Origin of the sequence: Chitinophaga sp. 180180018-3, from assembly GCF_037893185.1 — a bacterium.
In the GTDB taxonomy this organism is placed as follows: Bacteria; Bacteroidota; Bacteroidia; order Chitinophagales; family Chitinophagaceae; genus Chitinophaga.
The window spans coordinates 1,498,128-1,522,053 of record NZ_CP140772.1 but is presented as its reverse complement, the minus strand read 5'-3'; the positions used below and the strand labels follow the sequence as shown (position 1 = coordinate 1,522,053).

Genomic DNA, 23,926 nt, shown 5'->3' with positions numbered 1-23,926 from the left:
AACAATGATATGAAGAAGCAGCCTTTATATGTTTTTATGTTGCTCATCGTGGTGCTCTGGACCGGTATGATCACGGCACATGCCCAACAGCGCAGAAGCCCGTTGAAAGTTTTATTTGTGGGGTACGACCCCTCAAAGCCTATGCCCCAGGCCAAACAGCGATATCCGGGAGGAATGAGCAAGGAGATGTTCGAAAAGCAATATCCCATGCGAATGCCGGCATTCAGCGCATTACTGCGTAAATATTTTGCGGAGGTGAAGACGATGGATTGCCGTGACTGGAAACCTGTTGATGCTGATCCTTATGATGTGGTCATCTTCGATTTTAATACCACGATACTGGAAAATGCGGAGGAAAAAAAAGATGCGGACGGAAAAACAAAATATATAGCAGAAAGATATCTGCCAGATAATTTTTCAAAGCCGGTGGTTTTTATTGCCACCACAGCGGCCCGTATGGGGGAAAGACTGGGGCTGAAACTCGATTGGCTCTGTCACTGCCTTAATAGTGACGCGCATCATTTAAATACACAACATGCTATTTTCAAAGGCCCGCTGGAGCGGGTCATGCCTACACTGGTCATGAAAGAAACTCCTGAAGGAATTTATCATTATACGTCAGGAGATACTATTCCTAAAGAGATACCCATGTGGCGGGTAAATATTCCGGAGGCTTTTAATGGAGAGACGCCAATTGGATTAGTATCCCGGGGAGACAGGTTTACAGAAGGGCCGGATGCGGAAGTGATCTCCAGTGGCGTTTGTACAAAAGACGTTGGCGCGGTAGCACTGGGCAGGCATGGGAATTTCTTTTTGTGGGGGTTTGGGTCTTCGCCGGCAGAGATGACAGAAGAGGCTAAGAAGGTCTTTGTGAATGTAGTGGCTTATATGAAACAATTTGACGGCAGAATGCCCATCACCAGGAAATACAATGAACGTATGGCTACCACAGGCATGATTAAAGAAACAGTTGGCCGCGTTTCAAAAGAAGGTTATGACGAACACGTTAAAATGATCAATGAGTTTAATGAATCAAATGCGAAAGAAAAAAAGCGTATTGAAGACAAAAAATCGGCCGGGCAGGCCCTGACGTTATCGGAAGAAGAGAGCCTGAAATACCTCGGATTCCCGCAACCTGCGGGAAGTTATGAAGAATATCTGAAAAAAAATATGGCAAAGTACGCAGATCGTTTCGGGACAAACGCCGCTGCCTATCAGCAATTTATGAAAAACAATATGGATTATTTGTACTGCGATCCCAATGCTTTCTATGATTACAGTGTGGACGAGGATGTTCAAAAAATAGGCGTTTCCAACCACAGCATAAAGCTGCTGGATGCCTGTATTGATATGATGAAACGTAATGATCAGCCAGACCTTGCGCTCAGGGTATTGAAACGGTACACTGGAGAAAACTTTACGACGGCGAAGGAATGGAGCAAATGGCTCACCGGAAACAGAAAGAAATTATTCTTTTCAGAAACCGGTGGATATCGTTTTATCATCAATACCTATAAATGATGAAGTGCCTGATCATATTCCTTCTCTTCTTGCTCGTAGTATTGAGGATACATGCGCAATCCGGTTTTGATGCCCGGATTGCGGAAGCAGCTAAAACACTGACTTGTCCCGCGCCAGACGATCGTAACCCGGTTTCCCTGAATGCGCAATTGCTCCAGGAAAAAGACAGCATCGCCATTATTGTGAAAGTAGTGATAGCGCCGGGGTGGCATATCTATCAGTATGTGCCGTCTTCACTGCCCTATATTGTGATCGGCCATATACTGGAACTGCCGGAAACCGTCCGTGCTTCCGGCTCCTGGATCGAGCCCCGGCCTACATCCTACGCCAATGACCCCGGAGTGCTGGTGTATGAAAATGAAGCGGTGTTTATTCAAAAAGCAGTGAAATCAGCTGCTGCCAAAGCGGGGAACCCGATCCGGACCGGACTGTTCTATCAAACCTGTGACCTGCGTCAATGCCTTCCGCCGGATGAAAAAATGGTAGATCTGAAGCTGTGAAGGCCTGCATCAAAAATATTCAAACGTTCAAAAGAATAAACCATGAAAAAGTTATTAAGCCTGTTCATATTGGCGTCTGTTATGGCCATTACAGGACGTGCACAAGAAAATGCTACGCTACACATTGGCGATCCGGCGCCCGTACTTAAATATTCAGATTGGATCAAAGGCACGCCTGTTCATTCTTTTACAGGTGATCAGTTATATATGCTGGAATTCTGGGCCACCTGGTGCGCGCCGTGTATAGCTGCTATGCCGCATATTTCTAAACTGCAAAAACAATACAAAGGGAAAATAACGGTTATCGGCGTCAATGTATGGGAAGGCAGAAAAGACAAACTCTCACCGGCGGCCACCCTGCCAACGGTCAGAAAGTTTGTGAAAACGAACCATGAGAAGATGGGTTTTTCGGTCATCGCAGACAGTAACGACGAGCACATGGCCAATAGATGGTTAGGCGATGCAGGGATCACCGGTATCCCCTCCACGTTCCTTGTTCGGAACGGGAAGATCGTGTGGATTGGACATCCATTTGAAGTGGATACTGTCATCTCCCAAATCTTAAACGGCCGTTTCAATATGGAGGAATATAAGCAACGTTATGAGAAAACCACCCGCAGCTCCCGGGAGAAGGCTTTCTCAAAAACATTGGAACCGGTTTATGCAGCTATGGGCGCCAAGGAATATAAATCGGCACTTACATTGGTGGATAAACTGATCGTAGAAGAACCCGCCAACAAACTGGTGCTGGTAGCTATTAAATTTGATATCCTGCTTGAAATTAATCAGCAGGAGGCCATTGCCTACGGAGATGTGGCCCGGCAGGAAGGGGTATTAGAGGCACCCTTTATACTATCGGTGGTTGCATTACGCGATGGCTTGGAAAAAAGCACCTATCTATGGGCAGCAGGATGTTATCAAAAAAATAAATCAGCTATCAATCCAATGCAACTGCATGCGCTGGCATCCTGCTACGCAAAAGGCGGAGATTATCATAATGCCGTGCTCGAGGAAAAAAAAGCGATAACAGCTGCGAAAACAGCACTGAAAGATGGGCAGTTTACCAGCTACATTAAACATGATACGGTTAATAAATATGAGGAAGCATTGACCCAATATAAATTATGCTTGTGACGATAGGGAGAAAGAGCGCGTAAAGTTTCAAGATAGGAGTTCTTCCCAACTGCGACACAGTTTTAACACACTTCACTTATAAGATATTGAAAATCAGAATATAAAAAATCCAGTTCCGGGAATTAAAGCGGCTTGTAAGTATAAACTTACAAGCCGCTTTTCTTTTAGGTGAATATCGTTTTTAACGGCCCTGCAGAAGGAGCAAGAGAAGTTTAGGACTTTGCGGCCGGAGCCGGCATCTTCACACATACAGGAATAATCAGCATAAGCTAACGCTGGCGTTCAATTTCCTTTGACCATATTGTCAATGAAAACTAACTCCCGGAAGTTGGAGTTTATCTTTTTTTTTCCCTATTTTACCTACACTTAAGATTAAAATAACGAGAATTAATGACTGTAGATCTTGAGATTGTCTTTTTTTAACCTATTTTACCTAAACTTAAGATTAAAATATGAAAACTAAAGTCCAAAAAGCAAAGATAATAGTTGGCAAAATCCTGTCTAATCCTAAAAGTTTACTGCAACTATATGATGAAGACATTCAATACAAAAACTATCTTGTTGATAAATATGGGATGAGTCAGTTACCGACCATAGATATGAATGAACTTTTCCCCACGTTAAATGAGACAGTGCATCACTATACCTTTTTGGAGGGAACTTCTTTAGTTACTGACATTGCATTATTGAAAGCATTGGCGCGCAGCCTTGACAAATGTAAATACCTGGAGATTGGTAGTTTCAGAGGAGAGAGCATAGCAAACGTTTCGGAAGTTGCTGAAAGTTGCGTGTCAATAACATTATCAAGAGCTGAAATGATCCAATTAGGGGCTTCAGAAGAATTTGTTAAGGTTAGTGGTATGTTTATGAATAATTTGAAGAACACAACCCGTATCGAAGCAAATTCGCTTACTTTCAAATTTGAAACCCTCAAAGATAAATTTGACTTAATTTTTGTAGATGGTGATCACAGTTACGGTGCTTTAAAGTCAGATACCAGGAACGTATTTCCTTTATTAAGAGATAGCAATTCTGTATTGGCATGGCATGACTATGGTAACTATACAGAGCGTGTCAGATATCAGGTTTTAGCCGGGATACTGGATGGGTTACCCGTAGAAGAACATAAACACTTATATCATGTGTCTAATACGATGTGTGCAGTTTATATGAAGAATGTTAATGCTAAATTTAAAACTTCATATATTAACGTCAATGACTATCCCAATAAAGAGTTTTCTGTAACATTGAATATATCAAAAATTCAGTAAGTACCCAATCTCGTTTATAAGCATATGGGCTGCTGGTTGGAATCCAGTTCCAGACGCGAAAAAGGAACGGTTGTATATAGAATGATATACAACCGTTTTTGTTTCCGTAAAACCGGGTGACCCGATAACTGAAACCGGATTTCCAAACTTCTATTTCATTATTTCATCTTTCAATTAAATTTAAATTCCTATTTTTGTACCAATCAATCCAAAATTAATTTCTGTTATGCGAGGCAGGCCAATAGAACACGATGAGAATGAAGTGATTTTAAACGCCCAAAAAGTTTTTTGGGAAAGGGGTTATGCAGCTACTTCTTTAAATGACCTGAAAGATGCTACACAATTAGGCAGCAGCAGTCTTTATAACACATTCAAAGGAGGAAAAAAAGAACTGTTCAGCAAAGCTATTCAGCAAAGAAGGGCAGATTTCAATGAATTTAAACATCAACTTTCGCAAAGTAAAAACCCTTTAGCGCTGATTAAAGATTTTTTCTACCTGCTTGCTGATGCAAATACAGCAGTACATAAAAGAGGATGTATCATTGCTAATTCGGTTACAGAACTGGCCTTTATTGATGCAGAGCTGGAACAGGAAGCAATACAGATTTTATTAGATGTGGAAGATATGTTTACAGCAGCAATTTCACATGCTCAGCGGAATAATATCATTACTACTAAAACGAATGCAAGGGTACTTGGCAGGTATTTAATCACGGTATGGAACGGGTTAAATGTAACCCGCCGTATGCATCCCGATGCTGCTTCTTTAAAACCTTTGATCAGATTGCAGCTGAGCGTGCTCAGTTAATTTTTTTGACTAATTATGGAATGATCGATACAAAATAAAAAACTGTTTATGAATTTACAATTAGAGAACAAGAACGTCTTTATCAGCGGCTCTACACAGGGCATTGGATTTGCCATTGCGCAAAAACTGCTATCGGAAGGGGCACATGTAATTATTAATGGCAGGCATTCCCAAAAGGTAAACAGCAGTGTTGAAAAGCTGACATCCGAATTTCCGGCAGCCCGGGTTTCGGGCATAGCCGCAGACTTTTCAAAAGTAAATGAGATTGAAAATCTGCTTCATCAGTTGCCAAAGATTGATGTGTTGGTAAACAATATCGGGATCTTCAATATAAAACCATTTGCAGACATTTCAGATGACGAATGGGAGGAAATATTCCAGGTAAATGTCATGAGCGGTGTTCGCCTGTCAAGGAAGATTATGCACGACATGCTGGAAAGAAACTGGGGAAGAATAATTTTCATCAGTAGTGAATCTGCTATCAACGTTCCGGCAGATATGATCCATTATGGAATGACTAAGACAGCCATGCTGGCTGTTAGTAACGGGCTTTCAAAACTTACTAAAGGAACTGCCGTGACTGTAAATACAATTTTAGGAGGACCTGTTTATTCTGAGGGAGTAGCCACAGCGGTAGAGCATATTGCAACGACGAACGGTTTGCCGGTGAATGATATTAAAAATCAGATAATGAAAACCAATAAGCCTGACTCATTAATTGACAGGTTTATTGAAACATCTGAAATTGCCAACGTTGTCTCCTTCCTGGCGAGTCCGTTATCTGTTGCCATAAACGGGGCTGCCATTCGGGTTGACGGAGGCGCCGTTAATACCATTTGATGGCCATTTCAGGAACCTCCGGATGATAAGATGTATGTTCAGATAGTAGTTGGTATGGCATTTTTGGCGCCATTACGGATAGAGTGGTCCCCCCTATCACGTCAATTCATCCACCAGGTAAAGTATTGATTCGTAATTTTTTCCCGTTGCCTCTGACAAGGCTATTTCACATGTTTTAGTAGTAGCATAATATCCTTCGTATGCACTTTTACCGACCTCACCGGCTTCTGCCCGGGTAGCAGATTTAGTGAGTTCGGGAAACAGGAAGCCGCGGTCTCCGGCCATTCCGCAACAGCCTGCATGTACCGGCACCGTGACATCATTTGCAAACAGCTTTGCCAGCTTCAGCAGCTTACCGGATGTTCCCAGCTTTTCTACAGCGCATACGGGATGTAAGACAATGTTATTTTTCTTTTGTACTGCTTTAAGAAGCGGAGTCACCATGTCATGCAGGTAGTCTACACTATCTAAAAAAACGAGTTTATCATATTGCCTCTGTTTTTCCGGCGGCAAACTGTTTCGTATATGCTTTAACGTGTACACGCAGGAGCTTACATCCATTACCACAGGGTATTTCCCTTCGGCTGTTGCATTCCACAGGCGGTCTGTAATATCTGCGGCAGTATATTGATAAGCCTGGCTCAGGCCTTTGGATGAGAAAATTTGTCCACAGCAGCTTCCGTTTAGTGGGTCTAAAACTTTTACACCTATGCCGGCCTTGGCAGATACACTCATAAACACTTCCATGCTGTTTTTCTTCCCTTCGGCTGCACTCCCCATCACCCGTGAAATACAGGCCGGGAAATACACAATGGTTTGGGTCGCAGATGCAACAGGCTGTGCTACTGTTAATACCTTGAGCGACGGAGGAGCCATCAGTTGGTTTGACCATAACGGCATACCCCGCCATACTTTTCTCAACAGCTTAGTCAGCTTCAACATCGCCGTTTTACCGAAGCATTTATTTATTAAAGCTCCCATCTGCAACCCAAAGCGGGCAAGCTTTTCCGTAAGGGCAAATCTTTTCGCAATTAGCAATGCCAGCTTGTTGGCCCTGTTACTATGATTTTCTCTTCTCAGTCTTTTTACCAGATCTCCGGTATTGATCGATACAGGGCAGCTACCGCCGCAAAGGCCATCTACCGCACAGGTCTGCAAGCCATCGTAATCATATTGCTTTAGTAGTTCTTTGTAATCTTTCTCATTGGACTGTTTCATCGCTGCCAACACTCTCCGGACAACAATCCTGCGCCTGGGCGTCATGGTTAACTCTCTGCTGGGACAAACGGGTTCGCAGTATCCGCATTCAATACATCTATCCACTTCCTCTTCCACAGAAGGTAATAATTTAAGATGCTGGATATGTGCTTTCTCATCCGCATTGATAATAACACCAGGGTTCAACAACCCTGCCGGGTCTATCACTTCTTTGATTTGTTTCATGACAGCATACAGCTCGCCGCCCCATTCGGTTTCAACAAATGGCGCCATATTCCTGCCGGTACCATGTTCGGCCTTCAACGCACCATCGTATTTACTTACTACCAGGCGTACTACATCTTTCAGAAAGCGGTCATATTGCGCAATTTCTTCATCGGTATTGAAAGATTGGGTAATCACAAAATGAATATTCCCATCCTTCGCATGACCAAATATGATAGCGTTATTGTAGTCATATTCTTTAAACAGTATCTGCAGATCGAGAATGGCATCGCCCAGCACAGGCAAGGGGAAAGCCACATCTTCCAGCACCACTGTGGTGCCGCTTTTACGCACCGCGCCTACGGCAGGGAAAAGACCCTTCCGTACTTTCCACAAAAAATCTCTTTCTGCCGCATCGGATGTAAAAGCAGGAGCGTTCAATAGAGAAAGTGTATCTGCCTGTGCCAGAAAAGCATCTACTTTCAGCGTTAAGGCCTCCAAAGAGGATTCCTGGAACTCAACAAGTAAAGCACTGGCCGTTTCGGGCAAAAGTTTTATATCCGGTGATATGCCCTGCAGGTCTTCAATAGCCCTCAGAGATGCCCGATCCATCAATTCTACCATCTCGGCCCCTGCATCTTTCAACGGCATAATGGCTTTACAGGCTTTATAAATATCCGGAAAATACAGCAGTGAGGTGGCTTTGAAAGCAGGATCGGGTACCGTATCCAGCACCGCTTCGGCAATAAAGGCCAGCGTACCTTCTCCCCCAATTAACAAATGCGCCAGGATATCGAGGGGATGTTCAAAATCGATCAAGGCATTCAGTGAATATCCAACCGTATTCTTTGTTTTATACTTTTCTCTTATACGTGTGTACAGCTGTTGCTGCTCCAATACCTGTTTCCGCAGGTTTATCAGGGCTTCGCTGATATCCTTACATGACACCAGGAAGCGATCATAATCTTCTTTGAGCGCCGTGGAGAAAATTTGTCCATCCGGTAATATAAAACGGATAAATCTTGTAGTGTGATAAGAATTTTTTTCCACGCCACAGCACATACCACTGGCATTATTAGATAAAATGCCCCCCATCATGGCGGCAGATATACTTGATGGATCCGGGCCTATTTTCCGCTGATATTTTTTCAAATACTGGTTTACCCGCGCACCGATAATCCCGGGTTGTACTTTAACCCCTGCCCCATCGTTCAGTATTTCTATTTTATCCCAGTAGCGACTCAGGTCTACCAGTATGCCATCCGTAACCGCCTGGCCGGAAAGACTGGTACCTCCGGTGCGGAACACCATTGGCACCTGGTGAGTATGGGAAAATTTAAACAAGCGCACGATCTCCTCTTCTGTTACCGGTTGTACCACGGCTTTTGGCACCAAATGATAGAATCCTGCGTCAGATGCATAAGACACAAGGTCGATCAGTCGGGACCGGATACGTTCTTTAGGGAAAATTTCTTCCAGGATTTGCGGGATACTGCTTTGCTCCATTGAAATAAGATTATCGGCTTTTTAACACAAAACTGAAGCTAAGCTAAGCATCTCCTTTGATATCTCATACTGTTATGGCGGATATCTGGTGTACAGGCCGGCGACGGCTTCACTGCACAGTTACCATCTTGTCTCCGCCGGGTGCCGGTAAATTCTTATCCTGACACTTTTTCCCGGCCAGTTAAAAAAATTAAAGCAGCAGTAGATACTGCTGCGTGTTTTTTTGCACTCAACCGTTATAAGCCCGGTCGTATTCAACATCTTCCTATTGTAGTGTTGTAGCTTTTAATGGTCCTGTGTTGTGGCCATTATTTTAGCAAGATGACAAAAAATGAATCATGGCACTCCTGATGAGTTCTTCGCGGGAAATGTTCCAGAAGTGGCATAAACATCCCGGAATCTCTTTCCAGTGCCTATTTTCAGCGCATCTCACACATCCATCTATCAATATAAAATTACCCTAAAACAATTTTTAAAACTTGTATAAAATCCGCAAAAACTTGTTCCTATTATAACCTGTATATGAAGATGTATTCTTATCAATTAAATTGCACCTCCAGCGAATAACACTGGATTGTAAACAAAGGAAAAAAACGACGTTGATAGAGAGTAAAGGGTTGGGCCTCTGGCAGGAATGCTGTTGGCCTGGCCTTTTAATAGCCAGGGCTGTCACACTTATTTACCATACAAACAGCCTATGTACCAACAGTGAACATAACAAGCCAAAGTAGAAATGGAGTACCAGCTTGTTACCCCAAATGACTGTCAGTTCAATACTGTTTTCCCGGCGTAATCCAACCCGCTTGTTGTGCATCGGGCCGGGAGTGCTGTTTCGTGGCAGGATATGGATGTTGACGATGTCATGTATTTCTGTTACGCAATGGAATATTTTTAAAATTTTGTCCTTTGAAAGATGGGTCACATACCGACATTTAACTTAAATACGTACCGGGATCAGCAGAATCATGACGGCAGCTTTCTATACTTTGAATGGCAGGGTAATTCACTGATAGTAGAGCGGCCGCATGTTCATGATTTTTTCATGCTTCTTCTGACAGAAACTTCTGAAGGTACCCATACCATTGATTTTGTAAATCATGAGATAAAGGGCCGGCAGCTGCATTTCCTATTTCCGGGGCAGGTGCATTACTGGCAGCTGGCGAGTAATACGATCGCCTACCAGCTGATGATCAACCAACAGCACTTCAATATTATTGCCAGTGCGCTCCGTTTCAATACCGCCATCTATAAAAAGCATCCGATCATTGATCTTTCGCAGGAAGAATTTGACGATCTACGCTATGAATTCAAAGGCATCAAAAAGGAATTAGGCGCCAAGCCCATACTATGGGAAATCGTTTACTCCCGAACCCGCATCATTGCGCAAATTGCCAGCCGGAAATCGGAGCTGCTGTTCGGCGACCACAAAACCTACACGATTGCTCCGATACTATCCGAATACCTGAATCTGATCGATATCCATTTCAGGGAGCATAAAACAGTAGAGTTCTATGCCGGTAAGCTGAACATCACTGCCAACTACCTGAACATCCTGTGCAAGAAACATTTTAATAAATCCGCTGCCTCCCTGATCCGCAACAGGATCATACTGGAAGCCCAACGGCAACTGGCCGTTCCCGGGCAGTCTATAAAAGAGATTGCCTACAACCTGGGTTTTTATGACCTGGGATATTTTTCAAAATTCTTCAAATCATATACGGGCCAGTCGCCCCGTGTATTCCGAAGCGGCAGAACTGATGCCGATTGACCAACCTCCCGTCACAGAACCATTCAAAGGTATACCCTGGCAGTCTCCCATCTTCATATGCAAAACAATTAATATGTATATAACTTCATGATTTTCAAAGTTAAAATCTAAGCCTTATATTGCGACCGGTTAACCGATTTTTAATCCCGAAAAGGTCCAATACGGTTTTTTCAATGGCAAAAAGAATTAAAGCGATTAAATGTCCGAGCTGTGGCAGCGTAAAGATCACTGAACTTAGACCTGATTACTACAAATGCAATAGTTGCGGTACTGATTTTTTCCTGGACTCGGATGATATCAACATCAACCACAACTATAATATCCCCCGGAATACGAATACAGTAGTGCCGAAAATTGCCATTGGCGTAGCTATTGCGGTCGTTTTCCTGTTCGTTCTCAAATTACTTTTTTCAACCAGGAGCTCACACCATCCGCAGGAGCTTCCCTATACGGCCCCCGCGCCTGCTGTAACACAGCAGGAAGCACCCACTTACAATTGGGATAACAGTGCCGCCTTATCGATCACCGACAACCAGCAACATCCTTATATAGCCAAGGTTGGGCAATTATATGCCAATCTCTCGGAAAGATTCAATGACAGCAAGCCGGATAAAATTTATCTGGCATTATTTGATGCTGTCACATCAGATAAGAAATGGATCAGAGTGCTCACGGAACTCCCACCCTCGGGAACGAAAGACTATCAGTTGCGCGTTTTTGAGGACAACAATCTGTATATCATGTTGAATCATAAACTTGTATTCAGACTCAACATCGCCAACTCCACTATTGACAATGTTTTGGAGCAATATGAAAAAGGGAACGATGATTTAAGTGTTGGTATTGCGAAGATTGAATTCAATTACAACAGCTATGGTTCCGGCTATAAATTAGTCACAAACGACGGCAGGAACCTCGTATTTATGCCGCTTATCAATAAAACATATACGGAAAGTGGTTTCAAAGCAGCTATTAAGCAACCGGTGCCACAGCCGGTAGTAACCACAGGGTACAGATTCAGTAAGGAAAGTTTTGAATTTCCACAGGAGAAAAAAGCGTTGATAAAGTATACCTATCATTATCAGTATGGATATCCAAAAGATGAGCCCCAGTTTGGCTGGGATAAAGATTTTGGTGGTTCCGGGATATTCACGGACCGCTCTCCTTATAAAAAAGTATTTATTCGAGACTGGAGTATAAAGGAATCGAGACTTATCAACTATAAGGACATTACACCGGGCAGGACTTATTTCTCGCCCCTGGTGCTGGCATCCAATGATTCTGTTGTCATGATTGCCAATAAACCAACCCCCGCGGAGGATGAGCCTTACCAGGTTCAAATACTGAATGGCAATACAGGTGCTATTCTTAAAACGCTCAGTCCTGATCCTGCCGATTTACGCGGTGGTGGAAAAATTTTAAAAGACGGATATATTGTCAATGGCAATAAGTATTACTACTACGATATAAATGGTAAGAAGATCCGGGAAGTGGATCAATATAACCTGAAACCGAAAGACCTTAATTAAATTAAATCACCATGAGCTTCTTTAATATTTTCAGCAACCAGCTATCTGAAGTCATTGAATGGAAGAACCAGGATTCCGAGGTACTCTGGTATAAACATCCTTCCAAGAGAGATGAAATTATGAATGCAAGCAAACTGATTGTTGCACCCGGACAGGGATGCATATTGGTTTACGAGGGTAAAGTGGAAAACGTACTTGCAGAAGAAGGAATTTACAACCTGAAAACGGATAACCATCCATTTCTGACAACGCTATCCAGGTTAAGGCAGGGCTTTACATCGGAGCATAAAGTTTATATTTATTTCTTCAGGCGGGCTCTTGTAGTGAACCAGTCGTGGGGTACCTATAATCCTGTCAAATATATGGATCCCAGGTACGAGATTCCGATTGAACTGGGCGCCAACGGTACTTTTGCGTACCGTATCAGTAACCCGGAATTTTTTTACAATAATATTGTAGCTAATAAAGATGAGGTGAAATCAGCGGATATCCGTGAAATCATTGTCAATAAACTACCTCAGGAAATCACCACTTTCCTTGCCTCATCGAAGTACAGTTATACGGATATTGATGCGCAGCTCAGTAATATCGGAACGGGCTTGCAGGGCTTACTGAACAAGGATTTCGAATCATTGGGGCTGGAAATTAATGATTTTAAGATACTGGGTACTCAGTTTGATGAAAAGACGATTGCGCGGATTGGCGGTATCGCTGATATTACCAGTCAGAATAAAGCGGCACAGGAAGCAGGTTTGAGCTACACTGAGCTGGAGAAGCTCCGGGCGCTTCGCGATGCGGCCAGGAATCCGGGCGGATTGGCGGGGATCGGTGCACAGCTGGGTGCCGGCATTGAGATTGCGAAACAGTATGAAGCAAAGAAAGAAGAAGTGTTGAAAGAAAATGAGCAGGAAGGCGACTTTGTACAGAAGCTGCAAAAACTCAATATACTGCTGAAAGAGCAGATCATTACTCAGGAAGAGTTTGATGCACTAAAGAAACAGATTTTATCAAAAATATAAATTCCCGGATATGAAATATGTTATTGGTGTATTGGCCACGGCCCTGGTATTGTTTGTAGCGACTTATTTTCTGCTGAGAATCTGGGATATCAATTTGCTTTCCCCTGAAAATTTCAGCAAGTTAATGTACAGCCTACTGATCATTGTAGTGACTGCTGTGGTATTGATCGTAGCCATTATTATCCCCTTTTTCGGCGGGAACAAGCGTGGCTACGATCAGCGCAGTGAAGGCATTGCCCAGAAGAAGATCCGCTAGCAGTCAGCTTCTGAACCGGTCGAACGTCCGCCAGTATTTATCGCGGTATATATCGTAGCCGATGGCGACCCTGTTGCCATATCTTTGCCGGATAGCATCCATTATTTTTGAGGGTAATCTGAATTCCCTGCATGCAAAGAATACATCACGGGTATCGTCGGCCGTTTGCCGGCCTATATTCAGGTAGCCTTCTGCATCTTTCAGCTTTTCAGTTACCTGGTCTTCTATCTCATTCAGCAGCTGATAAGTACTATCATCCGGCATTCCATTCTGGCCTCCTTTGTAGCCGATTTCAATATGCAGTATCCAGGGATGCGAGGGAGTGCTGTCCCAGTTAAGGAGGTCGGTATTTGCGATAGCGATGAGGGGCCTGCCGTTTTCCAGCTCTGCTTCGAAAGAAGCATAGCTGTCATTTTCCGTATCTCTTCTCACCCCTTCATACTTCTCTACGAATTCCTTCTGCCGCCAGATAAGGTATTCCTTGAGTTTTTCAATGGGAATTAGCTCACCGGCAGCATCTTTCCGACTTACAACGGATATATTATCGATATTGGTGGCGAAGTCTAATTCTCCCAGGTAATTATCGAGGTAAATAAATATACCATTGCCAATGGCTTCTTTATTGTTTTCATCAAGATCGCTATGCACTACCACTACATCCACTTCATCGGGATATCCGGGGAGTTCATTCGCATAAAACCACATATTATCGGTGGTGAAGTTGTACCCCGACATGTTTATATTGAATCCCTTCATATCCGTGGGCTGTTTCAGCGCAGTAAACTTCCATCCGGCGATGGCGGGAGCTGCAGCGATCAGCTCTTCCACAAAAATTATGTTTTTCACACGACCATCGGCGGTGATAATCAATTCGGCAGTGTTGTTATCATACATCCCGGCGAGGAAGAAATAGCCGTCTCTGAGTTCTTTCAGTTTGGGCGACAGTTTATTGAAGAAATCTTCTTCGATACGCTGATCCCTGTTTTTAATGATGTTGAAGAAGTCTTTTTCCTGTTGTCTGAACCAGTTCCAGAAATCTTCATAAGTATTAACTACGGTAGTTGCTACAGTACTTTTGGGCGACTGAAAGAGTTTCTTTAAAAAATTCATGTGCCAGGTTTTAGTTTTATACAGTTATACCAAGATACATCTATCCGTTGTAAAGAAATAGTATGGCCGGCCACCTGCTACTGCTCAGGTTGCAGGCACAGATTAAAGTAATGTTACCATTCTTGTCTTGTAAAAAAATTTCCAGAGAAAATACTAATTTCATTTCATGCAACAGAACATCTTATTAGAAAACCTGGCTAGCAAGATAACTGGTATTTTGTACTACAGCGAATCAGAGAACCCACTTACCATTGAACAATGGGGACCGCTTCCAGTAGCCGAAGTAACCGGAAAGATCGCAGCCCAACATCAGGTTGAACCCAACGTAATAAAGCCAATAAGCCCAGCAGATTTTTTCAACGAAGTAGAAAGAGCACCAGATCCAAACGACGCACCCATTGTAGAGAACGCACAAAGATTCAAAGCCCTGCATCAGTTTCTGAACGAGCACTTTACCGGAATCCAGGTGATCCGGGTGGAAAACGGCACCAGCATTCCGGTGTATATCGTTTGCCATCAACCGGATGGTACCTGTGTTGCACTGGCTACAACAGCGATAGAATCGTAAGCAAATCGGCACATTTACAGCAACCCTTAAAACTACACTTGAATTATGAAACAATTCATCAGGCATTGCATTGTCATTTGCCTCGGAGCCATTTTGTTCTCCGCCTGTAAAAAGGAAGCAGACATCCAGCCCCAGGAAATCAACAAGCCACGTGCGGCGGTTACAGAATCTGTAACACTCCTAAATGAAGACTTTGAATCAGGCACTAAAACAGCCTACGCCGTTAGCAGCGTACAGCTGAGCAGCGGATCCTGGACCCTGGACGACGCGCTGATCGGCACCCTGGCGGGCGACCTGAAAAATGGTTCCAAATCTGTACGTATCAGGAATACTGGTAGTATTACTACAGACTTCAGTCTCACCGGCGCAACCGGCACTGTTACTGTTAGCGTTAAACATGGTACCTATGGTTCAGATGCCAACAGCAGCTGGCAGCTCTGGACCTCTGCCGACAACGGGCAAACCTGGGCGCAGCAGGGCAATACCATTACCACATCCAGCAGCCTGCAAACCGCTACGTTTACCTTCCCGGCAACTAACAGCCTGCGTATCTCCATCCGTAAAACTTCCGGCAGCACTAACAGAATCAATATCGACGACGTTAACGTAACAGCCGGCAGCGGTACTGGTGGCGGCACCGGCGGCGGTACAGTTCCGGGCGACGATAACAACATGTTGCTTGGTAACCCCAGCAATGCACTGGCAGCGATCACTTCGGAGAATAATTACCTGATGGTAAAAACTTATTACTCATTATCATATAGCCGTAGCCGTGGTACCCCCAACTGGGTTAGCTGGCATGTACAGTCGACCGACCTTGGCACCCTGTCCAGAAGCAACGATTTCCGTGCCGACACCTCTCTGCCTGCCGGCTGGTACCAGGTGCAGAACAGCAGCTATACCGGCTCCGGCTTCGACCGTGGTCATAACTGCCCTTCAGCCGACAGAACCTCCACCGCCACTGCCAATTCAGCTACCTTCCTCATGACCAACATGATGCCACAGGCGCCAAACAATAATCAGAAAACCTGGGCTAACCTGGAAAACTATACCCGTGACCTCGTAAGAGCAGGCAACGAAGTATACATTATCTGCGGTTCGTATGGTCAGGGCGGTACAGGCTCACTGGGTGGCGTTACCAACACCATCGACAACGGCCATGTAACTGTTCCTTCCAACATCTGGAAAGTAGTGGTAGTAATACCTGATGGCAGCAACGATATCAACAGGATCAATGGCAATACCAGGGTTATAGCCGTAAATACTCCCAATCGCAACGATATCAACATAGACTGGACCCAATACAAAACAACTGTTCGGGATATTGAAAGCGCGACCGGATATAACCTGCTGTCTAATCTGCGGCCATCACTGCAGGACAGCCTGGAAACAAGGATTGACCCCTGAGGAGAATTAAGAATATAGAAAGAAGAATTAAGAAATAACGCGAAGACCTGAGCGAAAATTTTAATCGCTCAGGTCTTCGCGTTATTTCTTAATTCTTCTTTCTATACTCTTAATTCTTTCAAGGCTTCTTCATAATTTTCCTTAAAGCCGGGTTCTACGGTTCCTTCTATTCTGAAGGCAGTAACATCGGTAATGCCCATGTAGGCACTGAAAACAGCTTTGAGATAGGATTCAATAAATTCTGATCCTGGGTTTGAGGTTTGTCTGCCTCCTGATGCGATGGCCAGGTACACCTGCTTACCACCGAATAAGCCAACCCGTTTTCCGTTATTGTCGTAGACATAAGAAATGCCATGGCGCACAATCTGATCGAGCCAGGCCTTTAATGGCGCCGAAATTCCGAAGTTATGCATCGGGGTACCGATTACGAGGATATCCGCTGCACGGATTTCATCAACAATCATGTGGGAGTAGCTAAATAACTGTTCTTCTTCAGGGGTTAGTGCGTCCGGGTTTTTATAAAGATTCTCCACCGACGCCGGCTCTATAAAAGGGGGAAAATCCCTGATCAGGTCCCTTTCTGTTATTTCGCCGGCAATGTTCTTTGCTGTTAGTTTACGAACAATAGCAGCACTCAGCCCTTTACTATAGGAGTGGTCGCCTCTGGCGCTTGAAATAACATGCAAGATCTTTTTCATGATATATTTTTCCAGATAACGAGTGAGTTTCCCCATGGGGGACATCCGGGAAAAATATATTACTGGTTAGGACAGTCTTTTTATTCTTCTTGTAAAAGTATAATCACCGGTTATTTCATCTTTATATGCCATCTCCTCATCAAAAATGTAGCAATCCCGGAAATAGGTGCCGATACTCAGGTAGCCGATATCGAGGCAATCCCCCCAGGGATAGAATGCTCTGGATCCTCCACCGCACAGGTATTCCCATTCGTCTTCTGTTGGCAGTCTGAATCCTGTATCAGTGATTTGTGTTACCAGTTCTTCGTAAGTAGCCGGCTCATACAGAAAAGCGTCAGTTCAATTTTTTGTCGGGCGCCCAGTTGTCGAGGAATGAAATATCCACATAATAACGGCGGGTATTCTTACGATCGATGTATACATCCATTTTCCGGTGTAACTCGATGTAGGGCGTAGGGTCCGACCAGATGAAGCCGCTTTTGAATTTGCGTTTCTTTCCAGTCAGCTGGTCTTTCCACTCGCAGCGGATAAAGAAAGGGTTTATGTTATTGACATAAACGTTCCGGTTAACGTCGACGGTGATAAAGTCGGCCTGCACTAATTCCCCGGATTGTTTGAGCCGGTCGTTCCGGGAGCGGTTTAATCGTCGTACGACATGGTATCCTGCTCCTATCAGGCTGAACACCAGGCCCAGGCCACCCAGTATCATAGCGCCGATATATTCGCCCCAGCCATCCAGTTTTGCCTCATCGGGGTTTTTCGGGTTGTAGTAGACACCCACTTTTTCGCCGATGGAAAATCCCGGAGGATTGGAAGAGAAAGAGGGAATATAGCGGTGTTCCTGGCCACCGGCATCTGTGTAGTTAACCACCGGCGTATAGGAGACCGAACGGCGCCCGTCTTTAGCCAGCAGATCCACAACGGTACCATTAGTTTTTACCGCTGCATTATTAAATTTTTTGATATTGTAGCAGATCAGGAAAGTACCTGTCAGACAAAGAAGGCCAATAACCAGAAAGATATTGAAAACCAGACCTACGGAACCACGCTTCATTTGGGTCAAACTATTAATCAGCACACAATATAGCAAAATTGTCGTGATCAGCAACCAGCCCTTACCTGAAAAGTGCGTAAGCAGCCATGGCCAGCGCAGTGATGGCTTCCACATCATTCCAGCGGAAGGCAGTACCGGATGTTTTGCAGATGGCAGAGAAAACCGGTTGGGCGCTGGCTGGTTTGTTGGCGGTGGGTGCCTGCAGGGCTCCGTACGGCCAGTTCTTCACCTGAAATATAGCGGCAGGCTTAGTGCTGTCGGCAGTAACGGGGAGAATATGATGTTCTTTCAGTAGCGGACCTTGCCGTTGCGCATGGGCGGAAACAGCGGAGAGTAGCAGTATTCCGGCTAATAGTATTTGATAAGAGCGTCTCATAAAAGCACATTTAGGATCATTCAATAAGAAGACGCGTGAGAAGGAACCTAACCCCCATCGGAGGAATTAAGAATGGAGAATAAGGAATGAAGAATGAAAGCGGAGATAGTAAACGCGAAGAGCTATTTGCTTATATTTCCGCTTTCATTCTTCATTCCTTATTCTCAATTCTTAATTTTTCAGTGGGAACACTGTTCTCAGTGCAGGCACCCTCAGATACAATGCCACCCATACCAGGATACCAAAGATGATGGGGAAGGAATAATTGGCATTCATTCTTGACATAACAGCAACGGCGCCTCCCAGATAGGCGGTAACGAACATCGCGCCGAGTACAGCAGTGCGGGGGATGGAATAAAGGATAGTACTGATCAGCAATACAATACCGATGCCCTGCACCTGTTCAGCGGGCCAGCCCAGCTTTACGCTACCTTCCATGGAGGGAGTTGCTTTGACTACCTTCATTCCGGCATCTACCAGCAGGAAAAGGATGCATAATATGTAAATTACCAGGCCGGTGATATTAGCGGCTTTTGAAGGAGCTTTTGTGTTCATATACAATGTTTGTGTTTCCATATGATTTTGTTTGACAGGGTTATTTGATGTTTTCTGACAATACAAACTTAGCGCGGTTCTTCAGCATTTGGGCTGGCCAAATACGACATTCTTCGTGGGTGATTGCGACAAAGCAGGAACAGCGTACCTTTGCGTCATGGATTATTTCAAAAAGCAGCTGGAATTACTGAAAACAGAGCGGGAAGAAGACAGAAAGCAATACCTGCGAATGACAGAAAGCACCAGTGTGGCGGAGCGAAGGGCTAACGGGCTCACCTGGTACCCTATTGCCATCCGGGGTTCCGAAATGAGCCGGGGCGATTACCTGACCGTGGAAGTGGAGCGTACCACTCACCAGGATCTGCCCCATCAGCTGCGATTTGGCGCAGCAGCTGTGCTATTTTCCAATCACGATCCCAAGGAAGACCATATAGAAGGCACTATTTCCTGGCAAAGCGGGAGCCGACTGAAAATCACGCTGCGCACCGATGAGCTGCCCGACTGGGCCAACGACGGAAAGCTGGGCATTGATCTGCTGTTCGACGACAACAGCTATGATGAAATGCAAAATGCCCTTAAACTGGCTGATACCCTGCAAGACAAGCCCGAGGGCCGGCTTATACAAATACTGACCAGCGCGAAAAAACCGGTATTCAACCAGGACCATCCTCCTTTTAGCAGTAACCGGCTTAATACGTCGCAGCAGGCGGCGGTCAACAACATATTACAGGCCACTGATCTGGCCATTGTGCATGGTCCGCCGGGCACGGGTAAAACCACTACCCTAGTACAGGCCATCAAAGCACTGATACAGCAGGAACCGCAGCAGATACTGGTAGTAGCGCCCAGCAATACCGCAGTAGATCTGCTCAGTGAAAAGCTCTCAGCTGAAGGATTGAATGTGCTGCGCGTAGGCAACCCTGCCCGCGTATCGGAGCATCTCACTTCCCTTACCCTCGATGCCAGGATAGCTGCACATAACAGCAGCAGGGAAATCAAGCGGCTGAAAAAACAGGCCAATGAGTTCCGCGACATGGCTCACAAATACAAACGGAATTTCGGGAAGGCAGAGCGGGAGCAACGGAAAGCCCTGTTTGATGAGGCCCGGAAGATAATGAAAGAAGTAAGTAATACAGAACAATATATCATCGACGATCTGATTGCAAAAGCGCAGGTAGTTACAGCTACCCTTGTTGGCGCCAATCATTATACCGTAAAGCAATTGCGTTATCAGACCGTAGTGATAGACGAAGCCGGGCAGGCGCTGGAACCAGCCTGCTGGATCCCCCTTCTGAAGGCGAAAAAAGCGATACTGGCCGGCGATCATTGCCAGCTGCCGCCTACGATCAAGTCGGACGAAGCAGCCAGGCAGGGGCTCAGCACTACCCTGCTGGAAAAATGCGTGCACCTCCATTCTGAAAGCGTGAGCATGCTGGAAGAGCAATACCGCATGCATGCTACGATCATGGGCTATTCTGCTGATATCTTTTATGAGAACAGGTTAAAGGCGCATGCTTCGGTAGCTGACCATCTGTTGTTTCCTGACGACAGTCCCCTCTCCTTCATAGATACCGCCGGTTGCGGATTTGACGAAAAAGCAGAAGGGACCAGCACCAGCAACCCGGAGGAAGCTGCATTTTTGTTCAGGCATTTATCGAAGTTCGTGAGTGAGCTCAGCTCTCATTATTCCCGCGACAACTTCCCTTCCGTAGCTGTGATTTCCCCCTACAAGCAGCAGATACAGCTGTTGCGGGAGCAGCTGGACCATAGCCCGGAACTGCAACCTTATGCTGATAAAATTGCCGTTAATACGATCGACAGTTTCCAGGGGCAGGAAAGAGATATCGTGTATATCAGCATGACCCGCAGTAATACTGACAATAAAATCGGCTTTTTGTCGGACATCAGGCGAATGAACGTTGCGATGACCAGGGCCAGGAAGAAACTTGTTATTGTTGGTGATAGTGGCACGCTTTCCCAGCTTGGATTCTATGCGGGATTTATCAGCTATGCGGAAGAAAGGAATGGGTATAAGAGTGCGTGGGAGTATATGGAGTGAAGAATTAAGAATATAGAATGAAGAATTAAGAAACAGCGTGAAGACCTTAGCGAATATGTTACCGATCAGTCAACTTTTATTATTTGCGTTTGCCGCATTGCTTATGGTATTAGTGCCAGGGCCTAATATGATTTATTTGATTTCCCGTTCTGTAACACAGGGGAAGAAAGCAGGGCTGATTTCATTAGCGGGAGTCGCTTGTGGTTTTCTGTTTCACATTACGCTGGTATCATTTGGACTTACAGCTGTGTTACTGGCTGTTCCCTATGCCTATACCGGGTTGAAAATGGCGGGCAGCCTTTACCTCCTTTACCTGGCGTGGCAGGCTGTAAAGCCTGGCGGAAAGGGACTATTCGACAATAGCCGGACCCAGGTTACCGATTCCTCCATGAAGTTGTTTAGTATGGGGTTATTTACCAATATGCTCAATCCAAAAGTGGCTGTATTTTATTTGTCGTTTTTCCCCCAATTTATAAAGCCGTCCTATGGGTCGGTGCTTGCCCAGAGTTTTATGTTAGGCATCACCCAGGTTTGTGTAAGTATCTCTGTAAATTTTATCATCATATTATTTGCCGCCCGGGTAACAGGGTGGTTTGCGGCCAATCCCCGGTGGGTGAAAATCCAGAAATGGTTTATGGCAGGCATTTTCGGCGGATTAGCCTTGAAAATGGCGCTGGATAAGGGTAAATAATTTCTTGCCGGAAGCTAAAAATACTGCCGGCAAAGGGTTTCAGCGTATTTATTTACTGACGTCGCCAAAAAAATCAACAACTTTTAAAAAAAATTTGGCGAAATGCTTTGTCTGCTTATCTTTGCAACCCCTGACACAATATCAGTTGCCCAGATGGCGAAATTGGTAGACGCACTGTGTTCAGGTCGCAGCGCCTGCAAGGGTGTGCTGGTTCGAATCCAGTTCTGGGCACACAAGAGGCTTGTAAGTAATTGACTTACAAGCCTTTTTTCATTTAGTCAAGTGTCGTTTTTAACGGTTTTTACCGCTTTCTCCCACTATTCACGACACAAATTTGACACACTAAATGACACACCAAATTCGCATGCCAGCACCAGCACACTACTGGCACACCTTGCCCATTCCTCTCAAAAAAAAGTGTCAGTTTTTCTTGTTTTGTAGCACAACTGGTGACACGCGGCAAAATGACATCTTCAAAAAATGTAACCTTGAAAAAAGATTTATCCGCTTTTCACCGCTTTCCCTTCCATGTGTAAATATCACACATGTCACAACTGACACGGTATACAGATTGATCACTGTTTGTTTCACTCGTAAAAATTGTACCGTATGAATATACTGGAGAGATTGAGCAGAAAAGGTGATAAGATCACTTTCTATTATGACTACGGGCGCAAGAAGGGACAAAGACCATCAACTGGAATCTTTATTTATACCAATCCTAAAAGCAGAGAGGAGAAAATTCATAACAAACAGGCCCGTGCCTTAATAGACGTAAAGAGGAGCGAAAAAACAATTGAGCAGCAGGCTATCGGGTCAGCCTATATCCCGCCACATAAATTCAAAGCCAATTTCTTAGATTACTACGATGAGTACGTGGAAAGAAACAAACGCGATGGCAACCGGCACCTATCCAACAGCTTCACTCAGTTTAAGCAGTTCCTGACAAAGGATTTTATTTCTCCTATCGAGGTTACTGAAAATTTGTGCAAGGAATTTCGGCGGTACCTAATGGATAAATATACCGGAGAAACACCCAGCGGTTACTTTACCCGGTTTAAATGGGTGCTTGACGCAGCTACCAGCGATGGATACTATGTCAAAAGTCCTTCGGAAGATGTGGCGGCTAAATCCAATCCCAGCACCAAATTAAAAGAACACCTGGAAGTAGAAGAATATTTATTACTTCTGATAACTCCCTGCCTTAATCAGGAAGTGCAGGAAGCATTTATACTTAGCTGTTATACAGGTCTTCGCTGGTGTGATGTAAAGACACTTTCATGGGATCAAATAAAGGGGGCTACTTTGGTCACCAGAATAATACAGGCAAAAACGGGACAGCCAGTTACCCTGACGCTCCATCCCATTGCCCGTGCAATCCTGGAAAAAAGAAAGAAAATGCTGGGCTCGCAGGACACCGGGAATAGCCTGGTATTTAGATTACCGAGTGCTGATGGTGCTAATAAGATACTGTTGCAATGGGTCAGCGCAGCAGGGATTAATAAACATATCACTTGGTCCTGTGCAAGGTTGAGTTTTTCTATCCTGCTCCAAGATAAGCTAGTTGATGATGCAACAGTAGCCTATCTTTTAGGCCATACGACAACTGATCAGGTGAAAAAAACGTATAAGCGTCACCGGCCCAAAGATCAGACGGTAACGATTGACAATTTACCGTGCCCTGAACTGTTGCCGTATTTTCTCCAACTCTAATTTTTGAATAGCGGCTATGCAAAGTCGTGGTGGTCCGGGCTTTCTTTCGCCTTACCTACCTTCCCCCGGTAAGTAATTTGTCCAGGATGTGTCCACGAAGGCTTGGTGAATCTCGACATAA

At 44.7% G+C, this 23,926-nt stretch carries 21 protein-coding genes and 1 tRNA gene; 16 read left to right on the top strand and 6 right to left on the bottom strand.

Annotated elements, in window-relative coordinates; translation table 11 throughout:
• The first annotated feature begins 9 nt into the window (after window positions 1-9).
• The 6 genes from UNH61_RS06230 to UNH61_RS06205 all read left to right on the top strand — a co-directional run bounded on the left by UNH61_RS06230 (window position 10) and on the right by UNH61_RS06205 (window position 6,074).
• On the top strand, window positions 10-1,521 hold the full coding sequence (locus tag UNH61_RS06230) for a hypothetical protein (protein WP_326991271.1): 1,512 nt from the start codon (window positions 10-12) through the stop codon (window positions 1,519-1,521).
• Window positions 1,518-2,021 carry a protein-disulfide reductase DsbD domain-containing protein gene (locus UNH61_RS06225; RefSeq protein ID WP_326991270.1) on the top strand — a complete coding sequence of 168 codons (504 nt, stop codon included), beginning with the start codon at window positions 1,518-1,520 and terminating at the stop codon, window positions 2,019-2,021. Before UNH61_RS06230 ends, UNH61_RS06225 begins: the two co-directional genes overlap by 4 nt.
• 42 nt (window positions 2,022-2,063) lie before the next feature.
• A complete protein-coding gene (locus UNH61_RS06220) occupies window positions 2,064-3,155 on the top strand; it encodes a TlpA disulfide reductase family protein (RefSeq protein WP_326991269.1) in 1,092 nt (363 codons plus the stop codon).
• Between the two features lie 452 nt (window positions 3,156-3,607).
• A complete protein-coding gene (locus UNH61_RS06215) occupies window positions 3,608-4,426 on the top strand; it encodes a class I SAM-dependent methyltransferase (protein ID WP_326991268.1) in 819 nt (272 codons plus the stop codon).
• A 226-nt stretch (window positions 4,427-4,652) separates the two neighbouring features.
• Window positions 4,653-5,234 (top strand): TetR family transcriptional regulator C-terminal domain-containing protein, encoded by a 582-nt coding sequence (locus tag UNH61_RS06210; protein WP_326991267.1) that lies wholly within the window; start codon window positions 4,653-4,655, stop codon window positions 5,232-5,234.
• A 48-nt stretch (window positions 5,235-5,282) separates the two neighbouring features.
• Entirely contained in the window at window positions 5,283-6,074 is a 792-nt protein-coding gene (locus UNH61_RS06205; protein ID WP_326991266.1) for an SDR family oxidoreductase, read from the top strand.
• Window positions 6,075-6,170: 96 nt separating this feature from the next.
• Here the strand turns inward: UNH61_RS06205 and UNH61_RS06200 are convergent, their stop codons facing one another.
• Window positions 6,171-9,002: an FAD-binding and (Fe-S)-binding domain-containing protein gene (locus UNH61_RS06200; protein ID WP_326991265.1), complete on the bottom strand. Its 2,832-nt coding sequence runs from the start codon at window positions 9,000-9,002 to the stop codon at window positions 6,171-6,173.
• A 913-nt stretch (window positions 9,003-9,915) separates the two neighbouring features.
• Between UNH61_RS06200 and UNH61_RS06195 the strand changes: the two genes are divergently transcribed.
• The 4 genes from UNH61_RS06195 to UNH61_RS06180 all read left to right on the top strand — a co-directional run bounded on the left by UNH61_RS06195 (window position 9,916) and on the right by UNH61_RS06180 (window position 13,574).
• Window positions 9,916-10,770 carry an AraC family transcriptional regulator gene (locus UNH61_RS06195; protein WP_326991264.1) on the top strand — a complete coding sequence of 285 codons (855 nt, stop codon included), beginning with the start codon at window positions 9,916-9,918 and terminating at the stop codon, window positions 10,768-10,770.
• Between the two features lie 173 nt (window positions 10,771-10,943).
• Window positions 10,944-12,299, top strand: coding sequence for a hypothetical protein (locus tag UNH61_RS06190; protein WP_326991263.1), 1,356 nt, complete (start codon window positions 10,944-10,946; stop codon window positions 12,297-12,299).
• Between the two features lie 11 nt (window positions 12,300-12,310).
• Window positions 12,311-13,318, top strand: coding sequence for an SPFH domain-containing protein (locus tag UNH61_RS06185; protein WP_326991262.1), 1,008 nt, complete (start codon window positions 12,311-12,313; stop codon window positions 13,316-13,318).
• A 10-nt stretch (window positions 13,319-13,328) separates the two neighbouring features.
• The gene (locus tag UNH61_RS06180) at window positions 13,329-13,574 is read left to right on the top strand and encodes a hypothetical protein (protein WP_326991261.1); all 246 of its coding nucleotides are present in this window, start codon (window positions 13,329-13,331) and stop codon (window positions 13,572-13,574) included.
• A 3-nt stretch (window positions 13,575-13,577) separates the two neighbouring features.
• Here the strand turns inward: UNH61_RS06180 and UNH61_RS06175 are convergent, their stop codons facing one another.
• Window positions 13,578-14,684, bottom strand: a complete 1,107-nt coding sequence (locus UNH61_RS06175) for a DUF695 domain-containing protein (protein ID WP_326991260.1) — start codon at window positions 14,682-14,684, stop codon at window positions 13,578-13,580.
• Window positions 14,685-14,850: 166 nt separating this feature from the next.
• On the opposite strand from UNH61_RS06175, the gene UNH61_RS06170 reads away from it, so the two are divergent.
• Both UNH61_RS06170 and UNH61_RS06165 read left to right on the top strand, forming a co-directional pair.
• Window positions 14,851-15,252, top strand: a complete 402-nt coding sequence (locus UNH61_RS06170) for a nuclease A inhibitor family protein (protein ID WP_326991259.1) — start codon at window positions 14,851-14,853, stop codon at window positions 15,250-15,252.
• 45 nt (window positions 15,253-15,297) lie between these two features.
• Window positions 15,298-16,659, top strand: a complete 1,362-nt coding sequence (locus UNH61_RS06165; protein ID WP_326991258.1) for a DNA/RNA non-specific endonuclease — start codon at window positions 15,298-15,300, stop codon at window positions 16,657-16,659.
• 101 nt (window positions 16,660-16,760) lie between these two features.
• Here the strand turns inward: UNH61_RS06165 and UNH61_RS06160 are convergent, their stop codons facing one another.
• The 4 genes from UNH61_RS06160 to UNH61_RS06145 form a co-directional block, all read right to left on the bottom strand.
• Window positions 16,761-17,357: an NAD(P)H-dependent oxidoreductase gene (locus tag UNH61_RS06160; RefSeq protein ID WP_326991257.1), complete on the bottom strand. Its 597-nt coding sequence runs from the start codon at window positions 17,355-17,357 to the stop codon at window positions 16,761-16,763.
• 334 nt (window positions 17,358-17,691) lie between these two features.
• The gene (locus tag UNH61_RS06155) at window positions 17,692-18,411 is read right to left on the bottom strand and encodes a DUF3592 domain-containing protein (protein ID WP_326991256.1); all 720 of its coding nucleotides are present in this window, start codon (window positions 18,409-18,411) and stop codon (window positions 17,692-17,694) included.
• Window positions 18,412-18,472: 61 nt separating this feature from the next.
• Window positions 18,473-18,787, bottom strand: a complete 315-nt coding sequence (locus UNH61_RS06150; RefSeq protein ID WP_326991255.1) for a hypothetical protein — start codon at window positions 18,785-18,787, stop codon at window positions 18,473-18,475.
• Between the two features lie 171 nt (window positions 18,788-18,958).
• Complete coding sequence (locus tag UNH61_RS06145; RefSeq protein ID WP_326991254.1) at window positions 18,959-19,363, bottom strand: DoxX family protein; 405 nt, start codon at window positions 19,361-19,363, stop codon at window positions 18,959-18,961.
• Window positions 19,364-19,499: 136 nt separating this feature from the next.
• Between UNH61_RS06145 and UNH61_RS06140 the strand changes: the two genes are divergently transcribed.
• The 4 genes from UNH61_RS06140 (at window position 19,500) to UNH61_RS06125 (ending at window position 23,805) form a co-directional block, all read left to right on the top strand.
• A complete protein-coding gene (locus tag UNH61_RS06140; RefSeq protein WP_326991253.1) occupies window positions 19,500-21,401 on the top strand; it encodes an AAA domain-containing protein in 1,902 nt (633 codons plus the stop codon).
• A 55-nt stretch (window positions 21,402-21,456) separates the two neighbouring features.
• Complete coding sequence (locus tag UNH61_RS06135) at window positions 21,457-22,092, top strand: LysE family translocator (protein ID WP_326991252.1); 636 nt, start codon at window positions 21,457-21,459, stop codon at window positions 22,090-22,092.
• A gap of 147 nt (window positions 22,093-22,239) precedes the next feature.
• Window positions 22,240-22,323 (top strand) — tRNA-Leu (locus tag UNH61_RS06130).
• 378 nt (window positions 22,324-22,701) lie between these two features.
• Window positions 22,702-23,805, top strand: coding sequence for a site-specific integrase (locus tag UNH61_RS06125; protein WP_326991251.1), 1,104 nt, complete (start codon window positions 22,702-22,704; stop codon window positions 23,803-23,805).
• Window positions 23,806-23,926: the final 121 nt, after the last annotated feature.